Source organism: Streptomyces sp. NPDC002851, from assembly GCF_053591935.1.
In genome coordinates this window covers 227,788-246,467 of sequence record NZ_JBSFUT010000003.1, presented here as the reverse complement: position 1 = coordinate 246,467, position 18,680 = coordinate 227,788, and the positions used below count along the sequence as shown (strand labels likewise).

Annotated in this window: 20 protein-coding genes and 1 pseudogene; 8 read left to right on the top strand and 13 right to left on the bottom strand. The window is 68.6% G+C overall.

The window, feature by feature from the left end:
• The first annotated feature begins 88 nt into the window (after positions 1-88).
• Together ACWD10_RS04780 and ACWD10_RS04775 are read left to right on the top strand one after the other, a co-directional pair.
• On the top strand, positions 89-295 hold the full coding sequence (locus ACWD10_RS04780; RefSeq protein ID WP_451086989.1) for a hypothetical protein: 207 nt from the start codon (positions 89-91) through the stop codon (positions 293-295).
• Positions 296-619: 324 nt separating this feature from the next.
• Entirely contained in the window at positions 620-1,120 is a 501-nt protein-coding gene (locus ACWD10_RS04775; protein ID WP_451086987.1) for a hypothetical protein, read from the top strand.
• A gap of 255 nt (positions 1,121-1,375) precedes the next feature.
• On the opposite strand, the gene ACWD10_RS04770 is transcribed toward ACWD10_RS04775, so the two are convergent.
• From ACWD10_RS04770 to ACWD10_RS04730, 9 genes are all read right to left on the bottom strand, one after another.
• Positions 1,376-2,026 carry an L-threonylcarbamoyladenylate synthase gene (locus ACWD10_RS04770; RefSeq protein WP_451086985.1) on the bottom strand — a complete coding sequence of 217 codons (651 nt, stop codon included), beginning with the start codon at positions 2,024-2,026 and terminating at the stop codon, positions 1,376-1,378.
• Between the two features lie 4 nt (positions 2,027-2,030).
• Entirely contained in the window at positions 2,031-3,608 is a 1,578-nt protein-coding gene (locus tag ACWD10_RS04765; RefSeq protein WP_451086983.1) for a creatininase family protein, read from the bottom strand.
• Positions 3,598-4,401, bottom strand: a complete 804-nt coding sequence (locus tag ACWD10_RS04760; RefSeq protein ID WP_451086981.1) for a class I SAM-dependent methyltransferase — start codon at positions 4,399-4,401, stop codon at positions 3,598-3,600. The genes ACWD10_RS04765 and ACWD10_RS04760 overlap by 11 nt, the downstream gene beginning before the upstream one ends.
• Positions 4,398-5,063 (bottom strand): HAD family hydrolase, encoded by a 666-nt coding sequence (locus ACWD10_RS04755; RefSeq protein WP_451086979.1) that lies wholly within the window; start codon positions 5,061-5,063, stop codon positions 4,398-4,400. The genes ACWD10_RS04760 and ACWD10_RS04755 overlap by 4 nt, the downstream gene beginning before the upstream one ends.
• Positions 5,060-5,506, bottom strand: coding sequence for a hypothetical protein (locus tag ACWD10_RS04750; protein WP_451086977.1), 447 nt, complete (start codon positions 5,504-5,506; stop codon positions 5,060-5,062). The genes ACWD10_RS04755 and ACWD10_RS04750 overlap by 4 nt, the downstream gene beginning before the upstream one ends.
• Positions 5,488-6,558, bottom strand: a complete 1,071-nt coding sequence (locus ACWD10_RS04745; RefSeq protein WP_451086975.1) for an enolase C-terminal domain-like protein — start codon at positions 6,556-6,558, stop codon at positions 5,488-5,490. Before ACWD10_RS04745 ends, ACWD10_RS04750 begins: the two co-directional genes overlap by 19 nt.
• Positions 6,555-8,606: a phosphoketolase family protein gene (locus ACWD10_RS04740; protein ID WP_451086973.1), complete on the bottom strand. Its 2,052-nt coding sequence runs from the start codon at positions 8,604-8,606 to the stop codon at positions 6,555-6,557. The genes ACWD10_RS04745 and ACWD10_RS04740 overlap by 4 nt, the downstream gene beginning before the upstream one ends.
• Positions 8,603-9,700 (bottom strand): hypothetical protein, encoded by a 1,098-nt coding sequence (locus ACWD10_RS04735; protein ID WP_451086971.1) that lies wholly within the window; start codon positions 9,698-9,700, stop codon positions 8,603-8,605. The genes ACWD10_RS04740 and ACWD10_RS04735 overlap by 4 nt, the downstream gene beginning before the upstream one ends.
• 146 nt (positions 9,701-9,846) lie before the next feature.
• Positions 9,847-10,545 (bottom strand): HAD family hydrolase, encoded by a 699-nt coding sequence (locus ACWD10_RS04730; RefSeq protein WP_451086969.1) that lies wholly within the window; start codon positions 10,543-10,545, stop codon positions 9,847-9,849.
• A 96-nt stretch (positions 10,546-10,641) separates the two neighbouring features.
• Between ACWD10_RS04730 and ACWD10_RS04725 the strand changes: the two genes are divergently transcribed.
• Together ACWD10_RS04725 and ACWD10_RS04720 are read left to right on the top strand one after the other, a co-directional pair.
• Positions 10,642-11,412 carry an XRE family transcriptional regulator gene (locus tag ACWD10_RS04725; protein ID WP_451086968.1) on the top strand — a complete coding sequence of 257 codons (771 nt, stop codon included), beginning with the start codon at positions 10,642-10,644 and terminating at the stop codon, positions 11,410-11,412.
• Positions 11,399-11,866 carry an NUDIX hydrolase gene (locus ACWD10_RS04720; RefSeq protein WP_451086966.1) on the top strand — a complete coding sequence of 156 codons (468 nt, stop codon included), beginning with the start codon at positions 11,399-11,401 and terminating at the stop codon, positions 11,864-11,866. The genes ACWD10_RS04725 and ACWD10_RS04720 overlap by 14 nt, the downstream gene beginning before the upstream one ends.
• Positions 11,867-11,870: 4 nt before the next feature.
• On the opposite strand, the gene ACWD10_RS04715 is transcribed toward ACWD10_RS04720, so the two are convergent.
• Positions 11,871-12,431: an HD domain-containing protein gene (locus tag ACWD10_RS04715; protein WP_451087215.1), complete on the bottom strand. Its 561-nt coding sequence runs from the start codon at positions 12,429-12,431 to the stop codon at positions 11,871-11,873.
• Between the two features lie 146 nt (positions 12,432-12,577).
• Here ACWD10_RS04715 and ACWD10_RS04710 point away from each other — a divergent pair, with 146 nt between their 5' ends.
• From ACWD10_RS04710 to ACWD10_RS04700, 3 genes and pseudogenes are all read left to right on the top strand, one after another.
• Positions 12,578-12,919, top strand: coding sequence for a DUF6545 domain-containing protein (locus ACWD10_RS04710; protein WP_451087213.1), 342 nt, complete (start codon positions 12,578-12,580; stop codon positions 12,917-12,919).
• Positions 12,916-13,751, top strand: a pseudogene (locus tag ACWD10_RS04705) (amidase); the annotation flags it as partial. The gene ACWD10_RS04710 and the pseudogene ACWD10_RS04705, both read left to right, overlap by 4 nt.
• A gap of 176 nt (positions 13,752-13,927) precedes the next feature.
• Positions 13,928-14,329: an amidase family protein gene (locus ACWD10_RS04700; protein WP_451086964.1), complete on the top strand. Its 402-nt coding sequence runs from the start codon at positions 13,928-13,930 to the stop codon at positions 14,327-14,329.
• A 129-nt stretch (positions 14,330-14,458) separates the two neighbouring features.
• Here ACWD10_RS04700 and ACWD10_RS04695 read toward each other — a convergent pair whose 3' ends face one another.
• The 3 genes from ACWD10_RS04695 to ACWD10_RS04685 form a co-directional block, all read right to left on the bottom strand.
• Positions 14,459-14,683, bottom strand: coding sequence for a helix-turn-helix domain-containing protein (locus ACWD10_RS04695; RefSeq protein ID WP_451087211.1), 225 nt, complete (start codon positions 14,681-14,683; stop codon positions 14,459-14,461).
• 171 nt (positions 14,684-14,854) lie between these two features.
• Complete coding sequence (locus ACWD10_RS04690; protein WP_451086962.1) at positions 14,855-15,520, bottom strand: hypothetical protein; 666 nt, start codon at positions 15,518-15,520, stop codon at positions 14,855-14,857.
• Between the two features lie 269 nt (positions 15,521-15,789).
• Entirely contained in the window at positions 15,790-17,547 is a 1,758-nt protein-coding gene (locus ACWD10_RS04685; protein WP_451086960.1) for a hypothetical protein, read from the bottom strand.
• A 340-nt stretch (positions 17,548-17,887) separates the two neighbouring features.
• Here ACWD10_RS04685 and ACWD10_RS04680 point away from each other — a divergent pair, with 340 nt between their 5' ends.
• The gene (locus ACWD10_RS04680) at positions 17,888-18,520 is read left to right on the top strand and encodes a DUF6417 family protein (protein ID WP_451086958.1); all 633 of its coding nucleotides are present in this window, start codon (positions 17,888-17,890) and stop codon (positions 18,518-18,520) included.
• The last annotated feature ends 160 nt before the right edge of the window (positions 18,521-18,680 follow it).

The window sequence follows — 18,680 nt, the reverse complement described above, 5'->3', positions numbered from 1 at the left end:
GGTCACCACCTCCGCCCCGGACCGTGGCCAGCGAGCCGGCCCCGACACCTTCGTATCCTCCCCGCTGCACGGCGGCGCACTGCCCGGCATGATCACGGCCGAACTCGCCGACCTGATCGACCCCGGCCTCTCCCCCGCCGCCGCTCTCCGGGCCGTCGCCTCCACCCCAGGGGTGACGCGGGTTCTCCTCGGCACGAGCAACCCGGCACACTGGGACGCCGCCGCGCAGGCGCTCGTGCTGCCCCCGCTGCCGTCTTCGACCGTCCGGAAGGTGATCGATGTTCTCCGTACCTGACGACCCCACCGCAGCCCGCATGCGCACCGCCCGGCAAACCGCCTGCGCCGCCCTCGACGTGCACGACACAGCCCCAGATCCGATCTGGGGCTACCAGGGCCGCACCCTCTCCGGTCCCGTCACCACCCCCAGCGGAGACGGCTGGCTACGTCTCGTCAGCGAGGCCGAAGACCGCGCCGGGGCAAGCTATGGGAAGGCCCCAGCACCGCCCACCACGCCCTCCCGTCGGCCGTTCCCCGCCCACCTCTCCACCACCTCCACGACTGGAGCGGACAGGGCTGGTCCTACCGAGCCGAGCTGTACGCATACACGCCGCTCGCCGTCGTGTCCCCAAGCCCCGTCCTCGACGCCGACCCCGACCTTCCCGAGTCCTGGTGGAACGACCTCGGCCGGGTCCTCACCGCCCTGGCCGCAGTGACCACCGACCGCGTCGCCGTACGCGAGGAGTACATCCGCCGAGCCGTCCCCGAATTCACCGGCCATACCGTCGACACCATCAAGTGGTCCACCACACACGGCGATTTCCACTGGGCCAACCTCACCGGCCCCGAGTTCCTGATCCTCGACTGGGAAGGCTGGGGCACCGCCCCCGTCGGATTCGACGCCGCCCTCCTCCACACCTACGCCCTCCGCGCCCCGGACACCGCCGCCCGCGTCCGCCAGACCCTCGCTCCCATCCTGGACGACCCCGCAGTACGTGTCGCCGAGCTGACGGTATGCGCCCAGGTACTCCAGGCCGCCGACCGAACACCCTTCTACGCGGCACTGGCCAAGCCCGTGCGGCACCACCTCACGACCCTGGGCCGCAGGACGTCAACAGTCTGAACGCCCGCTCCCCGCGGCGCCTCGTCCCCGACACAGGGGGCGTTGCGGGGCGTCTTCGCTTACGCGGTTACGGTTACGCCCGTAACCTGCCGTAACCCGCCGCTCTGCCGGATCGGCCAACCACCGCGGACCGTTACCAGCGGCGCCGTCATGCTGAGCAGCATGACGGCCGCCGATGCGGCCGGGCTGACCATCGTCGGTTCAATCAAGATTCCTTCCACGGGTAACCGCCTTCAGGTGACCAACGCATCTGGGTCACGAGGCCCGGACGTCCCGCCCGAGGGCCGCGGTGACGGCCCGTTGGTGGACAAGACCGGTACGCACAAGCTTCGCCTCTGGAGTGAAGCAGTCCACGATCGTCATGTGGTTGGCGGCAGGGCATACGCCGCCGTCGACGATGACGGAGACCGTGAGGCCAGATGCGGCGAGGAAGGCATGGACCTCCTCAAGAGTCACGGCGGGGCCGGGGTCGTCCGGGCCTGCATCGCCGGAGATGTTGGCAGTTGTCGCGGCGACTGGCACCTGCGCTCTTGACGCCAGTTCGCCGAGGACTCCGGGTGCAATCGTGGTGAGCGCCGGGGAGCCGACTGCGGTATGCCAGGCTGCGTCTTCCGGGTTCCGCCACGGCAGGAGCAGCGCGAGGTCACCGGGCCAGAACATCTCTGCGAGTTTCCTTGCCTCAGAGCCGAGTTGGAAGTGCTGCTCGCAGACAGCGAGGGAGGGGGCGACGTAGGCGAGGGACTTGCCGCTGGGGCGCCTCTTGCCCTTGAAGATGCTGCCGGATGCGTCGGCGTTGCTTGCGTCGGCGCAGATCATGTACCAGCGGGCGGTAGGGACGATGACCAGCTCTCCGGCCTCGATGGCGCGGGCCGCGGAGTCGAGTTCGCCAGGGCGGACGATGCGCATGGTGCTACTCCTGGTAGGTCAGGGCGGAGGGGATTTCGGCCAGGGGCGGGTAGTCGAGCCAGGGGTCACGGAGGGCGTCAAGCCGACGGCTCGCGTGGTCGGGGTGGGAGATGCGGAAGTACGCCATCACCCTTGGGAACGGCATCAGGTTCTGGGCGACGGTGTGGGGAACGAGGTGGTGCATGAGGAGGACGTCCCCGGGCTGGCCGAGGAATGGGGTGCCACGTTCGCGGTCGATCTCGGGCGGGACCTGGTGCGTCATGCCGAGCGACCATTCGTCGGCGAACCAGCGGGCCATGGTGAGGTGTCCGCCGGGCAGGTAGTGCAGGGCGCCGCACCGTGGGTCGCTGATGTCGGACAAGGCGACGCCGACGATCAGTGAGAAGGTACGCAGTTCTTGCGGGTCCAGGTGTGGGCAGGAGACGCCGTCGACGTGCATCGCTTTCTCCGGCTGTACGCCGGGGAATTCGTCTTCGGGCACGCGGATCTGGATCTGGGCGGTGGTGACCGGGATGGTCTCTCCGAGCAGGTCGGTGGCGAGGTCGGCCGCGCCGGTCTGTGTGTACAGCGCGAGCAGTTCGGCACTGCCGCCCAGCTCCGGGGCGAAGGTGCGCCGGGAGTAGGCGGGTATGTCGTCGGGGGTCATCTCTTTGCGGTACGACTCGTCGATGAGAGAGGCGGCCTGCTTGATCTGGTCGGGGGCGACCAGTCCGCGTCGTATCAGGACGCCGTCCCGTTTGAAGGCGGCCTTCTCTTCAGCCGTGAGACTCATGGGGATCCTCCGAACGTCAGTCGGTCCGCGGGTGAGTTGGTCGAGGACGTCCGTGCATGCGTTCAGGGCGATGTCGATGAGCATCTGGCCGTGCTCAGCGGTGGCCCGGTGTGGGTCGCCGCCGATGACGCCGTGTGTGGAGATCGCGGGATCGTCCGAGGACCAGGGCCAGGTCGCGCCCCGGCCGAAGACGAGGCGCTGGATCTCCTCTCGCTGGCCGCAAGCGGGGAGGATCCCGTTCGGCAGGTGATCAAGCCGGACGTGGTCCGGGGCGAGGGCGAGCATGAGGGAGGTCTCCCGGATGCCGGCGTGAACCTCGGGGAACTCGCCGTCGTCCTTGAGATGTCCGGCCGCGAGGGAGCCGGGGTTGATGACACAGGTGGCCACGGAGTGCGTTCGCTGGAGTTGGTGGACGAGGGCTTCCAGGACGCCCTTGTTCCCGCCGTGGCCGTTGACGATGAGGATCGTTCGTGCTGGTGTGGCGCGGACGTACTCTCCCACCAGGGCTTCGATCAGGCTGGCGTAGAGCGGGATGGTCAATGTGATCGTGCCGGGTGCCCATGCATGCTCTGGGGACAGCCCATAGGGCACGGGCGGCACAACCCACAGGTCGTGCCGTTCCGCGACGTGCGTGGCCAGGCGGGCGGCGAAGCGTTCGGCGATGACGGTGTCGGTGTTGAGGGGCAGATGTGGACCGTGCTGCTCCTGCGATCCGACGGGCAGGCAGATGATCGACTGCTCGCTCAGGTCCGCTGCGACCTGCGGGGCGGTCAGCTTTCCGTACGACCGCTCCTCGCCGTCAGTCGGCATCGTGGGCACGCCGTCCGAGGCGGATGAGGAATTCGTTCTCCTCGGGGAAGGTGTCGTCGTCGCTGAAGTCGGCCAGCCGGTCCTTTACTGCGGTCTCGAACTCCTTCAGCCGGTCGCCGAAGAGGTGGGGCGCGGCGAAGGAGGTGGAGTAGAGGTAGCCGAGGATGCTCGCGGCGTTCCAGGTGCGTTCGACCGGTACGCGGACTTCCTCGACCTCGTTGAAGGGCGACTCTTCCATGATCTCGCTGTAGGGGCGGTTGTGATGCTGGAAGGTTCCGGATCCTGCGCGTCGCTGTTCGCCGAGGAAGCTCTTGACGACGTCGCGGACTGCTTCCTTCCAGTCGCTGCCCGCTGCCCAGAAGCTGTTGTCCCCGAAGATCGCGACCACGCCGTCCGGGGCGACCTGCCGGTCCAGAAGGTTCAGCACAGTGGCTTGGTCGAGCCAGTGGAACGCCCGGCAGATGGTGACGAGTTCGGCCTGCCAGCCCGCGGGTGGGGTGAAGTCCTCGGCCGTGCTCTCCACCAGCGAGAGGTGGGAGCCTGCGGGCAGTTTCGGCCGCAGTGCCGACTCCGCGGCGGCGAGCATGTCGGCGTCGTTGTCGATGGCGATGATGTCGTCGAAGCGATCCAGGAGCGCCTCGGCGACCAGCCCGGTTCCGGTGCCGACGTCCAGGAGCCGTCGACCTCCATCGGGTCCTGCTGGTGCGGCCTGGTCGAGGATCGCTGCCACATCGTCGGGGATGCCGGGGCGGAACTGACGGTAGTAGGTGGTGGTTCCGGTGAAGAGGCTCATACGAGGCTCCCTGTTGCGAGGTGTTGGATGTGTGTGGCGGCCGCCGCCAGGTCGGTGGCGACGAGTACTCCATGGTCAACGACCAAGGAATGCTCGGGGACTTGGCGTCCACGAGATATCCAGATGGGCCTGATACCTGAATCGACAGCGCCCACGATGTCGCAGGCCCAGTCGTCGCCGACGTGGATCACGCGATCGGGCTCCACACCGAAGTGGTCGACAACAGCGTGGAAGGCCCGAGGGTCGGGTTTCGTGTGTCCGATGCGGCAGGAGGGGAAATAGTCGCTCACCCAGGGGGAGAGCAGGTCGCGCATTCCCTCGGTGTCGGCGTCAACGCACGTGACGTTGGACAGGGTGACCACGGTCGCCACGGAGTTGATGCGGCGTAGCGCCTGCACCGTGTCGGGAAACAGGCGGAATGGGGCCGGGGAGAGATCGCTGGGAAAGACTTCCGGCGATATCTCCAAGGCCGCGCAGACCTCCGACACCACAGCGTCGGTGAGCTCCGGTTGAGTGTGGAGACTGGCCCGCATGATCTCCCGCGTGCGCTCCGCAGGCAGAGGAGATGCTTCGGTCAGCAGCATCGCCAGGCCAGGGCCATCGGCGCTACCGAGCGTTCCGCCGACATCAACCGTGACCAGCAATATGGGGGTCTTTCTCACACCAGGCTCCCTGGGTTCATCGGTAGCGCGGAGACGATGGCTTCGACACGGGCCCGCCGGATGGCGGCGGTCGTGGACTCGGACAGGAAGGTCAGGACGTAGCGCAGTTCCGCCTCATCCAGCGTCTCCAGGGAACGCCCTTCGAGTTCGGCTCTCTGCTCAAGGTCTGGCGGCACAGTGCGCGGCCGCAGCCCGTGCGGCAGGTGGAGCGTCCCGTGCCACTGCGTTCCGATTGGGAGAATGGCAGCGTGGTCCGCCGGGCGCAGCACCGTGACGTCGTCGAGAGTCAGGATGCGCACAGGGATCGTTGCCTCTCCCACCTTCAGGCTCCCCTTGAGGAAGGTGTCGTGTCCGTCGAGCCGCCTGGAGACCACCAGCATCGGCCCGTCCGCGCCTTGGGCGACCGTGCCATGGACGGAAACATTCATCGATGTGACGGACATGGTGTGCTCCTCGGGGTCGTCCCGAGTCCGGGGACATCCGGCAGGGGGATGCGCCCGTGCTCAGGCTGGAGGGGAGTGTCGTAGAGGCGTTGACGCCGTGGCTCCCACTGGAGGCGGTACTCGACGGCCGGTACGGCATCGGGGAAGGCTGCCGCGAGATGAAGACCGGGAACGAGCGAGCGGCCGTGCGGGTATATGGGAATGGCCTGGGATTGGGCTACACCGAGGATCTGTACCGCGCGGGTCAGTCCGCCGCAGCCGACAACATCCAGGGTGAGGGCACTGGGCCGGACGTGCTGGATGAGCCCGGCGGGATCCTCGTCGCAGTGCGCCCGCTCGCCGACGGCCAGGGGCAGTCGGGTGGCCGCAAGGAGTTGGTAGGTGTCCAGGTCGTGGTGCGGCAGCGGGTCCTCCAGCCAGAGCAGGCCGGCGGTGTCCACGCTCCGCGCGAAGGCCATGGCCACGGAGGGCGTCCAGGTGCCGACCGCGTCGACAGCGAGAGCGGTGCCGAGGGCTTGGGCGGATCGCTCCACAGCCCGTGCCATTCGCTCCGCGGCCTCACTGGAGGAGTCTCCCGGCGCTCGCCGTAGCCCCCACTTGGTGAAGCTCCAGGCGTCCGTCGCAACCCTGTGCAGCATGCCCAAGTCGTCGATGGTGGAGAGATCTTGGGAAAGCCACGAGGCGTAGGCGGCCGCGGAAAGCTGCGGGGTAGGTGTGGCCAGGAGGGCGGCGACGGAGCGGCCAGCGAGATGCCCGTGGAGGTCCCAGGCCGCGCAGTCAACTGCGCCGACGGCCCACGATGCGCTGTCGGATGGGGCCGTGCGGGCCGCCGTGCGCAGCCGGTCCAGCAGTCCGTTGTGATCGGTGGTGTCGGCACCCCGCACGGCGGACGCCAGCGTGTCCCTCGCATAGGTGCCGATGCGCTCGCTGACCGGGCCGTAGCTGCCGACTGTCCCGGCGCTGTGGACCATGATGAAGACCGCGTCGTCGCCTAGGGCAACGCCCTTGTGGACTTCGGTGATCTCCATGTGCTCGATGGGGGGCAGGGTCATCGGACGACCTCGCGCGACCCCAACAAATGGCCGGCGGCCCGCTCCACGCCTGCACGGTCCATGCTGAGGGCGTGGGCGAGGAATCGCTGTGGCAGAGGGCCGGGCGGTTCCTGCCAGCCGATGATGTCGACGGGCCGCTGAAGTCGGCCCGCCAGGAGGCCCCAGACTGCTGCGGGGTGGCCGAGGGTGAGGATGAGGACGGCCGAGTGGGTGCCGAGATACTGGTCGATCTCACCGGCGCTGAGGCCGCGTTCCCACACCCGGGGGGATCCGAGCACGGTCAGGTCGAGCAGGTTCACCACGCGGATGCGGCATCCATGGCGTGCGCGGACATGGTCCACCGCATCTGCTGCGACAGCGGCCGGAATGTCCCCGGCGGTGACGATCGCGAGGTCAGGTTCGCCGTCGTCGCTCAGGTGCGGCCAGATGGCGAGGCCGCGCTGGCTCTCTTCCTCGATTGTTGCTGTGGGGTAGGCGGTACGGGTGTGCTTGCCCGCCACGACGAGGTTGACCTTGCCGACGGAGTCGAACGCCTCGTCCAGTGCGACCGCAGTCCTGGTCGGGTCGGCCGGTGTCAGCACCCGCACCGCGGGCACCTGCAGGCCAAGGAGCGTGGTGGCCAGGGACGGGTCGCCGTGACTGGGGACGTTGTGCCATCCATAGGACGTCAGGAGGAGGTTGAGGCTGGGCAAGCTCCTCACGCCGGCCATCCGTCGCTGCTTGATGTGACTGACCAACCCGCTGGCAAATAGCGGTGCGAACCCTTCATAGGAGACCACTACGCCGCGTCGTCCGCTGGCGGTCCAGCCTGCGAGCCATTCCAAAAGGACTTCTTCAGCGAGTAGTTCATGACTCCATTGCTCATCGGCGAGGTCAGGGAGCCGGTTGGAGGACAGTTCGTCCGGGCTGAAGACCCGGAAGTCCCCGCGCGAGGCGTGCTTGGTGACGACATCGGTAACCGCCTCACTGAACGTGGCGGCCTCCTGGTAGGCCAGGGTCTTCTCCACCGAGTCCGGCCGTTCCGCTGGCAGGAAGGAGCACCAGCGGGATGTGGCCACGGCCTCCGCAAGTACTCCCCGGGCCCGCCCGTCGGCATCGAAGAGGTCCGCGGGCCGGTAGGAAGCGAGCCAGTACCCCAGTCGCGCGAGCTGCTCCGGGTCCGTGCGCGGGGTGACCAGGGGTGTCTTGTGTAGGCGAGGCGTTCCCAGCAGGGCGCTGTCTCCGAGCGAGGCGGGACCGCCCCATCCCTTTACACAGCGCAGGACCAGGACGGTACGCCGCCCAAGCAGCGTTCTTTCCAGGGCGTCCCACAGGGCCATCTGGAAGTCGGTGTGCTCCTGCGGAGAGCCCGTCACGACTTGGACGAGCCTGACGGCCCAGCCGAGGCCGTTGAAGTAGGCGTGCAGCTCGTTGTCGTTCATCGCGCCGAGGAGGGACCGGTCGCCCATGCGGAAGCCGTTGACGTGCACGATGGGCAGAACCGAAGCGCCGTCAAGGGCAGTCTGGCCCAGCCAGCTGGCGGCGGTCGTCGGAGTCTCGCACTCCCCGTCACCGATGATGGGGACGACGACGCGGCCGGGGGCGTCAAGCGCAGCGCCCTGCGCGAATGGCAGGCACCCGCCGAGCCGCCCGCCGAGGAACCCTCCTGCGGGCAGGGCTGGCGTGACTTCGGACCCTAGGTCGTCCACGTCGGGAAACGACTGGGCCAGCAGACGCAGCCCTTCCGCATCCGTGCTGAACAGGGAGCGCGCCTTGCCCAGTTCACCCGTCACCCACGAAGCCGCGAGCTGTACGACGCCCGCGTGCCCGGCGCCGATGAGCGGCACCAGGTCCACTCGTCGGTCCAATTGCCCAGCTGCGAGCACGACGTGGGACAGGGCCCACGCGGTGCCGGGCACGGTGCCCCAGTGCCCGGAGGGTCTCTCCTTCACGTGCTCGGCGGCCAGGGGCTGGCTGAGCAAGACGTTGTCGCGAAGGTGCAGTTGGCAGACCGAGGCATAGACGGTCGCCCGCCACAGCGCATCGGCCAGGACGGCAGTCTCGGTCATCGCACACCTGTAAGGGGTTCGCCGGCGAAGGTGAAGTACCACAGGGGCCGGTAGCACTCCCACGCTGCCGGACGCAGCCCCGTGGGGCCCATGATCTCCTCGATCACGACGCGGGCCTGCAGGTAGTGCTCCAGGTCCTGGGCTCCGGGAGTGCGCAGACCGGCCATGACCGAGTTATGAGCCTGGTAGACCTGGAAGTTGGGGAATTCGGTGACGTACGGAGCGATCGCATCGACACCCGCGTGCAGTGCTTCGAGATCATCCAGCCCCACGATGTAGGTGAACGAAGTGCCGTGGCCGGCGGCCAGAGCCCGACTGAGCACCCCGGGCATCTCCGAGGCGACGAGGGCCGCCTTGCTGGCCTTCAGCAGCAGGTCCCGGCGGGTGAAGCACTCCGCGGTCATCCGCAGGACGAAGGGGGTGACGTCAGCGGCGAGCTCTTCGAAAGCCTCCCTGGACGCAAGGACCGAGGTCAGGAATCCGATACGCGCTTCGACGCCGTGCTCGGCGAGCACAGCCCGCAAGGTCCGCAGATGCTGCACGGCGGCCGATTCACGCTCGAAGCATCCGGTGGAGACGGTCACTTCACGAAGCTCTGTCAGGTCGTGCCGCGGGTGCTGCTGGCGCAGGGCCGCGAACAGCTCCCGCAGATCCCGCTCTTCCGAGAGCCGCGGATCGGCTGCGGCCTCTAGGGTGTTGGGACAGAACGCGCAGCCCACACAGCGGCTGCGGGCGTTCGGGTTGAGCGTGAGGGCCGCGCCGCCGTCCCGGAAGTACCCGCCGACCGCCTCGTCCGCATCAATCCGTTCAACCGTGCCGACCAGCCCCTCCCCCAGCGTCAACTGCCCGTCCTTCAGCTGGAACGGGGAGGCGGACGCGTTCAGGGGCACTATGAGCTGCCAGGGCACTGAGGAGGCGCTCGCCAGGCGGACCTGGACGCGGGCCCGGTGGCGCGGCATGTCCGAGTCGATGCCGTACAGGTTGACCGCGATGAGCAGCGCATCCTCGACCGGGACGCGGTACCGGGCCGCGAGCCGTTCCACCTCCTCGAGCGTGGAGATCTCGCTGGTCTGCCCACTGAGTAATGCCGTCATGCGCGTGCTCCGTCCAGTCCGCCGGAGGGGAGGGTGCGCCGGCGGACTGTGGAGGAACCAGCCGCCGAAGCCACGCAGAGACTGCCGCGATCCGCGAGGACGACGAACGCCGTCCCGGGATCTCTCCGGGACGTCCTGGGACGATTTCAGTCGACGATGCGGGCCAGCGACCGCAGATGGTCCAGCAGTGCGGAGATGCCACGCAGGTCAGGGAGGACGAAGGAAGCCCCTGCCGCACTCAGGTCCTCGGCGCTGTGGATCCCGGAAGCAACGGCGAGGACATGGGCATCGGAGTCGAGAGCGGCCTGAACATCGCGGGGGGTGTCGCCGATAAGCACGACGGGAGTGTCGTGCGGAAGGCCATGGACCTCCTGAATGTGGTCGCGGGCCACCTTCACCAGAGCAGCGCGGTCCTCCGAGTGCTCGCCGTACGCCCCGCACTCCATGTCCAGGAGCAAATCCAGGCCGAAGGCCCTGAGCTTCACTCGGGCGTTGGCCGCGATGTTCCCGGTCAGCACGGACGAGACCATGCCGGGCTCTGCGGCGACCGCTACGAGCGCCTCGCGCACACCGGGAAGGGCACGGCCGCGTTGCGCAAGATCAGTTTCACGCCCGGCGCCCGCGGCTTCCAGTGTGGGCAGGATCTGCTCCCACGGCGGCGGTTGCATGCCGTGATCCCGGAACATCTCGGCGAGGATCAGGCGGTCGGTCCGGCCTTCCGTACGGGCCGGGCGGACGGGGGCGCGGCCGGTGGCTGCGGCGAAGGCCGCCGCGTAGATCTCTTTGCTGACACCGGAGTTCTCGATGAGCGTGTGGTCGATATCCCAGAGCACGATGAGTGGCACACGGCCAGGGTATGCAGACGTGCAGGTCCCGCCGCTCCACCGGGATGTCGGAAGATGGTCTTGCGGCAGGCCAAGCGGTCCGGTTGTCTTACCTGAGTGAATGAGCGACTGCGCTCCGCACTCGTACAACGCGGGCTGGATGTAGAAGAGATGGCGGAAGCCTGCGCCGTCGATCCCAAGACGGCCAGTCGCTGGATCGGCGGCCGGGTTCCCCACCGCCGACACCGCTGGACTGTCGCCAACTTACTGCGCGTGGACGAGACTTACCTGTGGCCGGACGCCGACCAGAAGACCTCGCGGTTCGGGGCCACCCAGTCCGAAATCGTCGACACCTACCCGAACCGGGCCAGCGTCCCCCGCGATGTATGGATATCCCTGCTGTTAGGGACGATGAAGCAGGTGGACGTCCTGGTGTTCTCGGGCACCTTCTTCGCCCAGACAAACCCCCATATCGCGCGCATGCTCCAAGAACGCGCGCAGGCCGGCGTACGTGTGCGGCTCTGCTTCGGCGACCCGGAGGGAGAAGCGGTACGGATCCGCGGGCATGAGGAAGGCATCGGCGACACCCTGGCCGCGAAGATCAGGGCCTCGCTCACCTACTACCGGAGTCTGGTCGGCCACCCGGGCTGTGCGGTACGGCTGCACGACACGACGCTGTACAACTCGATCTTCCGCTACGACGACCATCTCCTGGTCAACCCCCACATCTGGGGGCAGCCAGCTAGTGCAAACCCGCTCTTCCAGCTCAGACGCACCGCCAGCGCCGAATGGTTCGAGCGGTACGACGAGAGCTTCGAGGCGGTCTGGAACACCGCGCGCCCCTGGGCGCCCGACAGTCAGGAGCACCACCGCAGTGGGCAGGACTGAGTACTACCACGACCCCAAGGCCCCCAAGGCGAACACCCTCATCCCCGCCAGCAACATGCTCGTTGTGAACAGCGACGACGAGATCCTCCTGCAGCGGCGCCGCGACACCGGTCAGTGGGCCCTGCCCGGAGGCGCGCAGGACATCGGCGAGAGCCCCGCCCAATGCGCCGTGCGCGAATGCGAGGAAGAGACCGGCATCATCGCGGAGGTCACTGGCTTCCTCGGCGTCTACTCGAACCCCGAGCACATCGTCGCCTACACCGACGGTGAGATCCGCCAGCAGTTCGAGGTCGTCTATATCGGCCGCCCCGTAGGCGGCGAGCCAACGATCAACGACGAAGCAGACGGGGTGCGTTGGGTGCACCCCGATGACTTCGGCACCCTCGACATCCACCCGAGCATGCACGAGCAGATCGGCCACTACCTTGCCGGCACGTACCCCTATCTGGGATAGCCGCTCAGAGCATCACGCCCGCCGCGACCGCCGCCGCCCGCACCCGCTCCACACTGTCGTGGATCTCGGGTTCGGCTCGGCGGATGAAGCGCCCGACCACGCTGTCCTGGCCGTAGCGTCCAAGGATCTCCTCGACCCGCGCCGCTGAGGCTGTGCGTCCGCCGTCCGGCGTGGTGGTCATGTCGCAGTACACCAAGGCGTCCACAAGCAGCGGGTCATCAAGCAATGGGAACTCAACGGTCAACTCCGCCCGAAGCCCTCGTTCCTCGGCTTCCAACAGGGCGTAGGAGTGGTTCGCCACCAGACGCAGCACTCGAGCGTCTGCCGCGTCGACTGTCTGGAGATGGCGCGCACCGTCGAGAGGGTGAAAGCCGGTGTCGACAAGCGGCGGCGCATACCCGATGTCATGGAGCACTGCGGCCGCCTCCAAGACCGCGCCTCTGTCCCCCACGAGCGGCTGCAGCCGCTTCGCGCAGGCGGTCACCCCCTGTGTGTGCGCCCATCTTCGCGGCAGACTCTCGCTCAGGAGCACTTCTGCCAGTTCGTACGCCCACCTGACCGTCATCATCCTTGGAGGTTAGGGCCGTGCCAGGCGGCAGGGGAAGGAACGACCGCTGTCTCCGAAGGAGAAACCAACAGAGCGGGTCTGGTCCTGTGGTCCATGACGGCACGAACGCTTGCGCTTGGGCTGAGCCTGCTCGGTAGCTCTCCCTGCCGGATGCGATCGAACGAGCAGTCGAAATCCGGGACGACCGGTTCGTGATCCGCCAGTACCTCGATGCCGCAGTACGCGAGGCCAGCGAAGCCCACCACCGGGCCCGAGGGCTTCACGGCCAGGAGCTGTCGGCCGCCGTCACGGCCGACCAGATCCTCGCCGGAATCGCCGCCAGGGCCGAAGGCGCCCGCCCGGCGCCCGACCAGCTCACCGAATTCGCCGACTCCGAACGCCAGACCAGCCGGCCCATGGACGACATCGACGCTCTCCTCGATGTCGCGCGCCACCTGCCCCGCCAGCCCGCACGAGCCCCCCACCTTGAGCGAGTCTCCGCATGACGACCGATCTCACCCGCCAACCGGCTCACGTCCAGCTCAAAGCCCTGGACCGTCGCGAGATCTCCAGCCGCGAGCTGCTCGACCTCCACCTCGACCGGATCGACGCCAGCCACGTCAACGCAGTCATCACCCGCGACGACGAGGCGGCCCAGGCCGCCGCACAAGCGGCAGACGAACGCCGCGCCCGCAACGAGAAGAGGGGAACCTTCGACGGCCTTCCCCTCACGATCAAGGACAGCTTCGAGACGGCCGGCCTGCGCACTACCAGCGGCGCCGAGGAACTGGCGGATCACGTACCCGCACGTGACGCCGACGCGGTCGCTCGGCTTCGCTATCAAGGCGCCGTGATCATGGGCAAGACCAACACCCCGGCGTACTGCCAGGACCTGCACACGGACAACAGCCTGTTCGGGCCCACACTCAATCCGCACGACCCCAAGCGCACCGCCGGCGGTTCCTCCGGCGGCCCCGCCGCCGCAGTTGCCGCCCACCTGACCCCGCCGACCTCGGCAGCGACCTCGCCGGCTCACTTCGGCTTCCGGCTCACTATTGCGGCGTCCACGGTCTGCGCCCTACCCACGGACTCGTCCCGGCCCGCGGCCACATTCCCCGGCCGCCGGGCTGGCTCACCAGCAGCGACATGGTCACCCCCGGCCCCCTGGCCCGCCACCCCAGAGACCTCGACCTGCTGCTCACCGCGCTCACCACACCGACACCAGCCGAGGGCACACCCTGGCGCGTAGACCTGTCGACATCCGGCAAGGGCATTGAGCACTTGAGCATTGCGATCTGGGCCGATGACCCGAACTGCCCCGTCGACCACGAGACCGCGCGGGCCCTCGGCACCCTTGAGGAGACGCTGACTGCTGTCGGAGCCCTGGTTCGACACACACCCGGACCTGTTGGTTTCACCGACTCCACGCGCCTGTTCGAACAACTCCTGCATGCCACAGCGACGGCCACGGCCGATGACAAATCGCTGCTGCCGAACTCACCGCTGTACGCCAGTTGCAGGACGACGACACCAGTCCCCGCGCGACCTTCCTCCGCCACCGGACCCAAACCCACCGCAACTGGCTGCGCGCGAACGAAGAACGCGCCAGACTCCGATCGGACTGGCAGCGGTTCCTCACGGAACACGACGTGCTCGTCACACCAGCCGCACCAACACCCGCGATCCCGGCAGGCAGCCGCACCCTTACGGTCGACGGCCAGGAGCGGAACTTCTTCGACCAGACCGGCTGGACCAACCTCACCAGCCACATCGGCCTCCCCGCCCTGGTCGCACCACTGGCCACGACCACCCAGGGGCTGCCCATTGGCGTCCAGATCATTGGCCGGCCATACGCAGATCGCGTTCTGCTCGACGTGGCGGAACGGCTCGCGACGCTGCTTCGTGCCTTCGGGTGAGGCAGCCGTCACCGCTACTGTGGCGGCCGACGTTGTGTTCCGGCGGCGGCTCGTGCTGCTCAGCCAGTCCGCGGAGATCTCGCCCCCGTGCTCGACCCGCAGCCAGTCGCATGGCCGGAGCACTCCACGTCATCCCCGTCCCGGCGGGGACCCCGAGCAGCTCGGCCAACTCAACGCGGTCCGGTCGTCTGGCCCCGGGAGCTTTGCCGGAAGGCTCGAGCGAGAGGCATCGGGCAGTGCCTCGATCCCGCCGGCCGTGAAGTGGTGGACCTCAGCGCGGACCGTGGCCGGATGACACTCCAGCAGATCGGCGACCTCGGATACGGACCTGCTGCGGTCCAGGAAACGGATCACAGAGGTCGAGGACGGATTCTTCACGCGCTACGAAGCGGCGTGATCAGTCTCGTGTCCTGCTGCTGGGGCTAGTAGTTCAGGTGCCGGAAGGGCACGGCCGGGCAGCGAGATCTCCGTGACGCGCACGCCTCGCTAGGCTAGACCGTCCGTCAGACAGACGTCCTGGCGGTATCAGGAAGCCGTAGCCGAACCCGGATCCTGCGCCAGGACATCCGCAGTCACACGGTCGATGGTGTCCATGAGGCGGCGGCCCTCGTCCGTGCACATCAGGTCGCGGTCACCTGAGTCGGCGAGCGCGGTCATCGCGCGGATCAGGTAACCGGTGAGGGGGCCGCCGGCGTAGCGGGGGCGTTCGCTCTCCGGTGTCAGGCGTACCTCCCTTAGCGCCCGCCGCAGCTGCATGGGGCGGGTTTCCCGCTCTTCGCGTCGCGTTACCGCGCGGGCCAGGGGCAGCAGATGGCTGTCCGGGACGGGCGCGTGGATCAGGGCCCGCAGGTCGTGTTCCGTGCTGGTGGCGGCGCTGTTGTCGACGAGGTCGGTGACCCGGTCCCGGTAGATCTGGTGGGCCGTGTGCCGCTCGATGATGAGATCGTCGAGGTGGCGCAGTTCCGAGGTGGCGTCGGCGTACCACAGGATGAGCCGCTTGAGCAGGTTCACGGCCCAGGGCGCGTCGGAGGTCGCCCGGAAGGGACTGGAGCAGGGACATTGCAGGGTCAGCGGCCCGCCCCAGGTTCCGATGACGGTGAGCTTCTTGTAGTTGCCGCAGGGGCAGGCGAGCGCCTCGACCCCTCGGTGAGGCAGGTAGGAGTTGGACGGCGCGAACAACTCGTCGGACATGACCCTGTTGTGCCAGTCGGCGTGGGCATCACGCCATTCGACAAGGATCAGGCGCGGAGCGGTGAACCGCCACTCGGTCTCTGCAGCGGCGGGGGCGGGTTCGAATGGTTTCGGCTCGCTGTATTCGTCGTCCAAGTGCCGTCGCCCCCTTCGCGGTTGGTGTTCTCCACTGTAGTGCTCCCCCTTTTCCGTGCCCTCGGACGGGCGAGTCCTTCGGGGGGAGCACCCTGACGCCCGCCGCCGTCAGGGTTTCTCGTCGGGTGGTAGGTCTAGTGGCCGGAGTGGCCGGAGCTCAGGTCGAGGCACAGGGTGCCCAGCTCACCGGCGAGGTCTTCAAGGGCGCGGATGTACGCGCGCAGCGCGAGGGGAAGGTGAGTGCGTTCCCACCGGGCCACGTCGTGCTGCCGCTGTGCCCACACCGCTTCAAGACCGGACAGGGCCGGGGTGCTGTCGTCCAGGGCGTTCCAGACCAGGCCGATCGCCAGGCCGAGCGGCTGCGCGGGGTGGACGTCGAGTTCGGTCTCGCCCTTGTGGTGTTCCTGGACGGTTCGGAGGGTGGCGCGGATGTGTCCGATCCGCAGGGCACGCTGGATCCAGGCCGCCCCCTGGACGTGGGCGGGCAGTTCGGGGATGTCGGGGGGCGCCTGGAGCGTGGGCAGCAGCTCGGCCGCAGCCTGCCGGGCCTGGGCCTGGGGTGCCCACTCTCCGGCGTGCAGTTGACGCAGGGCGCCGGTGACGGCCTTGATGGCGTACTCGACGGCGGGCTGCCACCGCGGCGGTTGTCCGTCGCGGAACGGTCCGGACGTCAGGTCCCGGCAGCGGTCGCCCAGCAGCACGGGCGGCGGCTGAAGGCTAGTGGAGTCCTCGGTGTCGCGTAGCGGGCGGTTGTCGTGCAGGTCGCGGAGCTGATGCCAGGTCGCGATACCCCGGGCAGCCTCCAGGAGTTCGTCTTCCCTCTCCCGCAGCTCCTGCCAGGAGCCGGTGACGGGAGCGGGGTCCCAGGCGGGCAGCGGGTCGGCGAACAGGCGCTCGGGCAGGGCCCCGCCCAGCCACCACAGCGGCCGGGCCAGGTCCACGTCGTCGACCAGCAGCCCCTCGTGGCGTGCCGCGCGCCACACGGCCAGCGCCAGGATCCGGTTGGCGGGCAGCCACGTGTCCTCGCGCTCGCTGATGGCCTCGGGGGTGGAGGCGGTGCCGGACGCGTACAGGTCGAGGTCGTCCGCGTGGTAGCCGATGTGCCGTTGGGTCAGGACCCATGCCTGGCGCTCGGCCCGTGTCCAGGCGTCCAGACCGTAGGCGCTGCGGTGGGTCTCCTCCCATGCCTCTTCGTCCAGGACGACCTGCAGTGCCGCGGTGCGCCAGATGACGTTCACTGTGTTGTCGGCGGCGGGCTGGGCCAGCTGGATCTCGTAGCCGTGCGGCAGGGGACCGCCGGACAGGTCTCGGCGTTCGTCGTCGAAGTACCAGGCCGGGGCGATCACGGAGCCGGTTACGCCGTCGAACTCCCCGCCAACGCCCTGCACGTGGGTGCCGGTCGGCAGGGGACGGTGCAGTTCTTCCTCCAGGGCGTGGCAGACGGCGTCCACGGCCAGGCCGCGGCAGACCACGACGGCCGGTTCCTCGGAACCGCGTGCGAGGCCGCGTGTCATGCCGTCCCACCTCTGCTTCGAGAGAGGGGGGTGGGGGTCGGCGGGCCAGGTGCGGGTCAGCCACAGCCAGGTGGCGATCAGCGGATCGCTGTCGTCGTCCACCGTGGCGGGATCCGTGTCCGTGGAGAGGGCAAGGTCCTCGCCGACCAAGGGGGTGGCGAGTTCCCGGACACCGCCGTCCAGGCGCGCGAGATGCCACAGCAGCGATCCGAGTGTCACCGCCTCCACGCCGCCCGCCCTCTGGCGGCCCAGTGCCGCAAGGGCGATGGCCAGCACGTTGCGGGTGCCGGTGTACTCCCAGTTGTTGTCGGTGACGGTCAAGGCGGCGGACGCCAGTTGCTGCGCCCTGGTGACCGCCAGACCCCACTGCCCTGTCATGCCGCGCCTTCCTCAAGCCGACGAGTTCACGCTGTCTTCCTGCCGCATGCTCCCACGCGGCCCGGACAGCGGTGCAGACCACGGTCCGGCCGACGACGGCCCTCGCCCTCCACGGTCGGCGGAGCTATGGCCGGCAACGCTGCCGCCGTCGTCGGCTGGCGTGCCGATCGCCGACGGCAAGAGACCCCTCAGCGTGCCATCGGCCCCTGCCCCGGAGCGACGGCGTACCGCCTGGTGCTCGCTCACCGGAGTGACGGCGAAGGGGAAACAGCGCAACACGAGCCATGGCCAGAGACGATGGACTCGCCCGCCGCCGATCGAGACCGAACAGGGGGACGTCTTGAGGCACTCCGAGAAGCGGATCGCCCTGCTGGACATGCTGTGGGAGCACGAGCAGGCCGCGCGCGAGGCGTGGGTTGTGGACGGTGTGCCCGTACAGGACCAGCAGCGTGTGGAGGCGCTGGTGAGCGAGGGGCTGGTGGAACTGGCGGACCGAGAGATCTGCGCGGAACTGTCCGCTCGCTTGTCCCGGCCCGTGCGCTGGGCAGCGCGGCTGACCTCCAGCGGCCGTGACGTTCGCACCTACGCGCACGCCCGCCCGCCGCAGACCTTCGGTGAGCCCGAACCCGGGCCCGGAGAACAGCTCGTGGAGCTGCGCCCGGCCCAGATGGACGCGGTACGGGTCTTCGTCCGTCTCGCCGGTGACCTGACCACGGGGCCGGCCGAGGGGCTCGCCGAGCGAGTGCGCACCGCGCCGTTCAGCCGCAGCGACAACCGCTGGCGGCTGTGCCTGACCCAGGAGCAGACCGCCTCTGTCGCCTACGCGCTCTACCTGCACCGGATGAGTAACTCGGAGGCCGAGGCCAACCGCTTCGCCCGCGACTACGGCATCGTCTACCGGCCCTCCCCGACGACCGGAACCACGGTCCCCGTCATCCTGGGCCGGCGCACCAGCAGCGTGGAGCGGGGGTGAGCGCCTCGACGAGCCTACGGTGCCCGGCCCGTGTCCGGTCACTGCCTGTACGGCTCGACTCTCCATCGGGTCGGCGCGGCTGGCACCGCCGGATGTCGGCGACGAGCCGTCCATCTGTGTGCGGTATCCGGCAGCGGGATCAGAGGCGATGCTCGTAGAC

Bases quoted from the DNA above. Each gene is read 5' to 3' on its own strand.
- ACWD10_RS04760 (WP_451086981.1), bottom strand. From the start codon at position 4,401: ATGAGCCTCTTCACCGGAACCACCACCTACTACCGTCAGTTCCGCCCC.
- ACWD10_RS04750 (WP_451086977.1), bottom strand. From the start codon at position 5,506: ATGTCCGTCACATCGATGAATGTTTCCGTCCATGGCACGGTCGCCCAA.
- ACWD10_RS04770 (WP_451086985.1), bottom strand. From the start codon at position 2,026: ATGCGCATCGTCCGCCCTGGCGAACTCGACTCCGCGGCCCGCGCCATC.
- ACWD10_RS04690 (WP_451086962.1), bottom strand. From the start codon at position 15,520: ATGTCCGACGAGTTGTTCGCGCCGTCCAACTCCTACCTGCCTCACCGA.
- ACWD10_RS04780 (WP_451086989.1), top strand. From the start codon at position 89: ATGATCACGGCCGAACTCGCCGACCTGATCGACCCCGGCCTCTCCCCC.
- ACWD10_RS04745 (WP_451086975.1), bottom strand. From the start codon at position 6,558: ATGACCCTGCCCCCCATCGAGCACATGGAGATCACCGAAGTCCACAAG.
- ACWD10_RS04740 (WP_451086973.1), bottom strand. From the start codon at position 8,606: ATGACCGAGACTGCCGTCCTGGCCGATGCGCTGTGGCGGGCGACCGTC.
- ACWD10_RS04715 (WP_451087215.1), bottom strand. From the start codon at position 12,431: ATGACGGTCAGGTGGGCGTACGAACTGGCAGAAGTGCTCCTGAGCGAG.
- ACWD10_RS04765 (WP_451086983.1), bottom strand. From the start codon at position 3,608: ATGCCGACTGACGGCGAGGAGCGGTCGTACGGAAAGCTGACCGCCCCG.
- ACWD10_RS04685 (WP_451086960.1), bottom strand. From the start codon at position 17,547: ATGACAGGGCAGTGGGGTCTGGCGGTCACCAGGGCGCAGCAACTGGCG.
- ACWD10_RS04735 (WP_451086971.1), bottom strand. From the start codon at position 9,700: ATGACGGCATTACTCAGTGGGCAGACCAGCGAGATCTCCACGCTCGAG.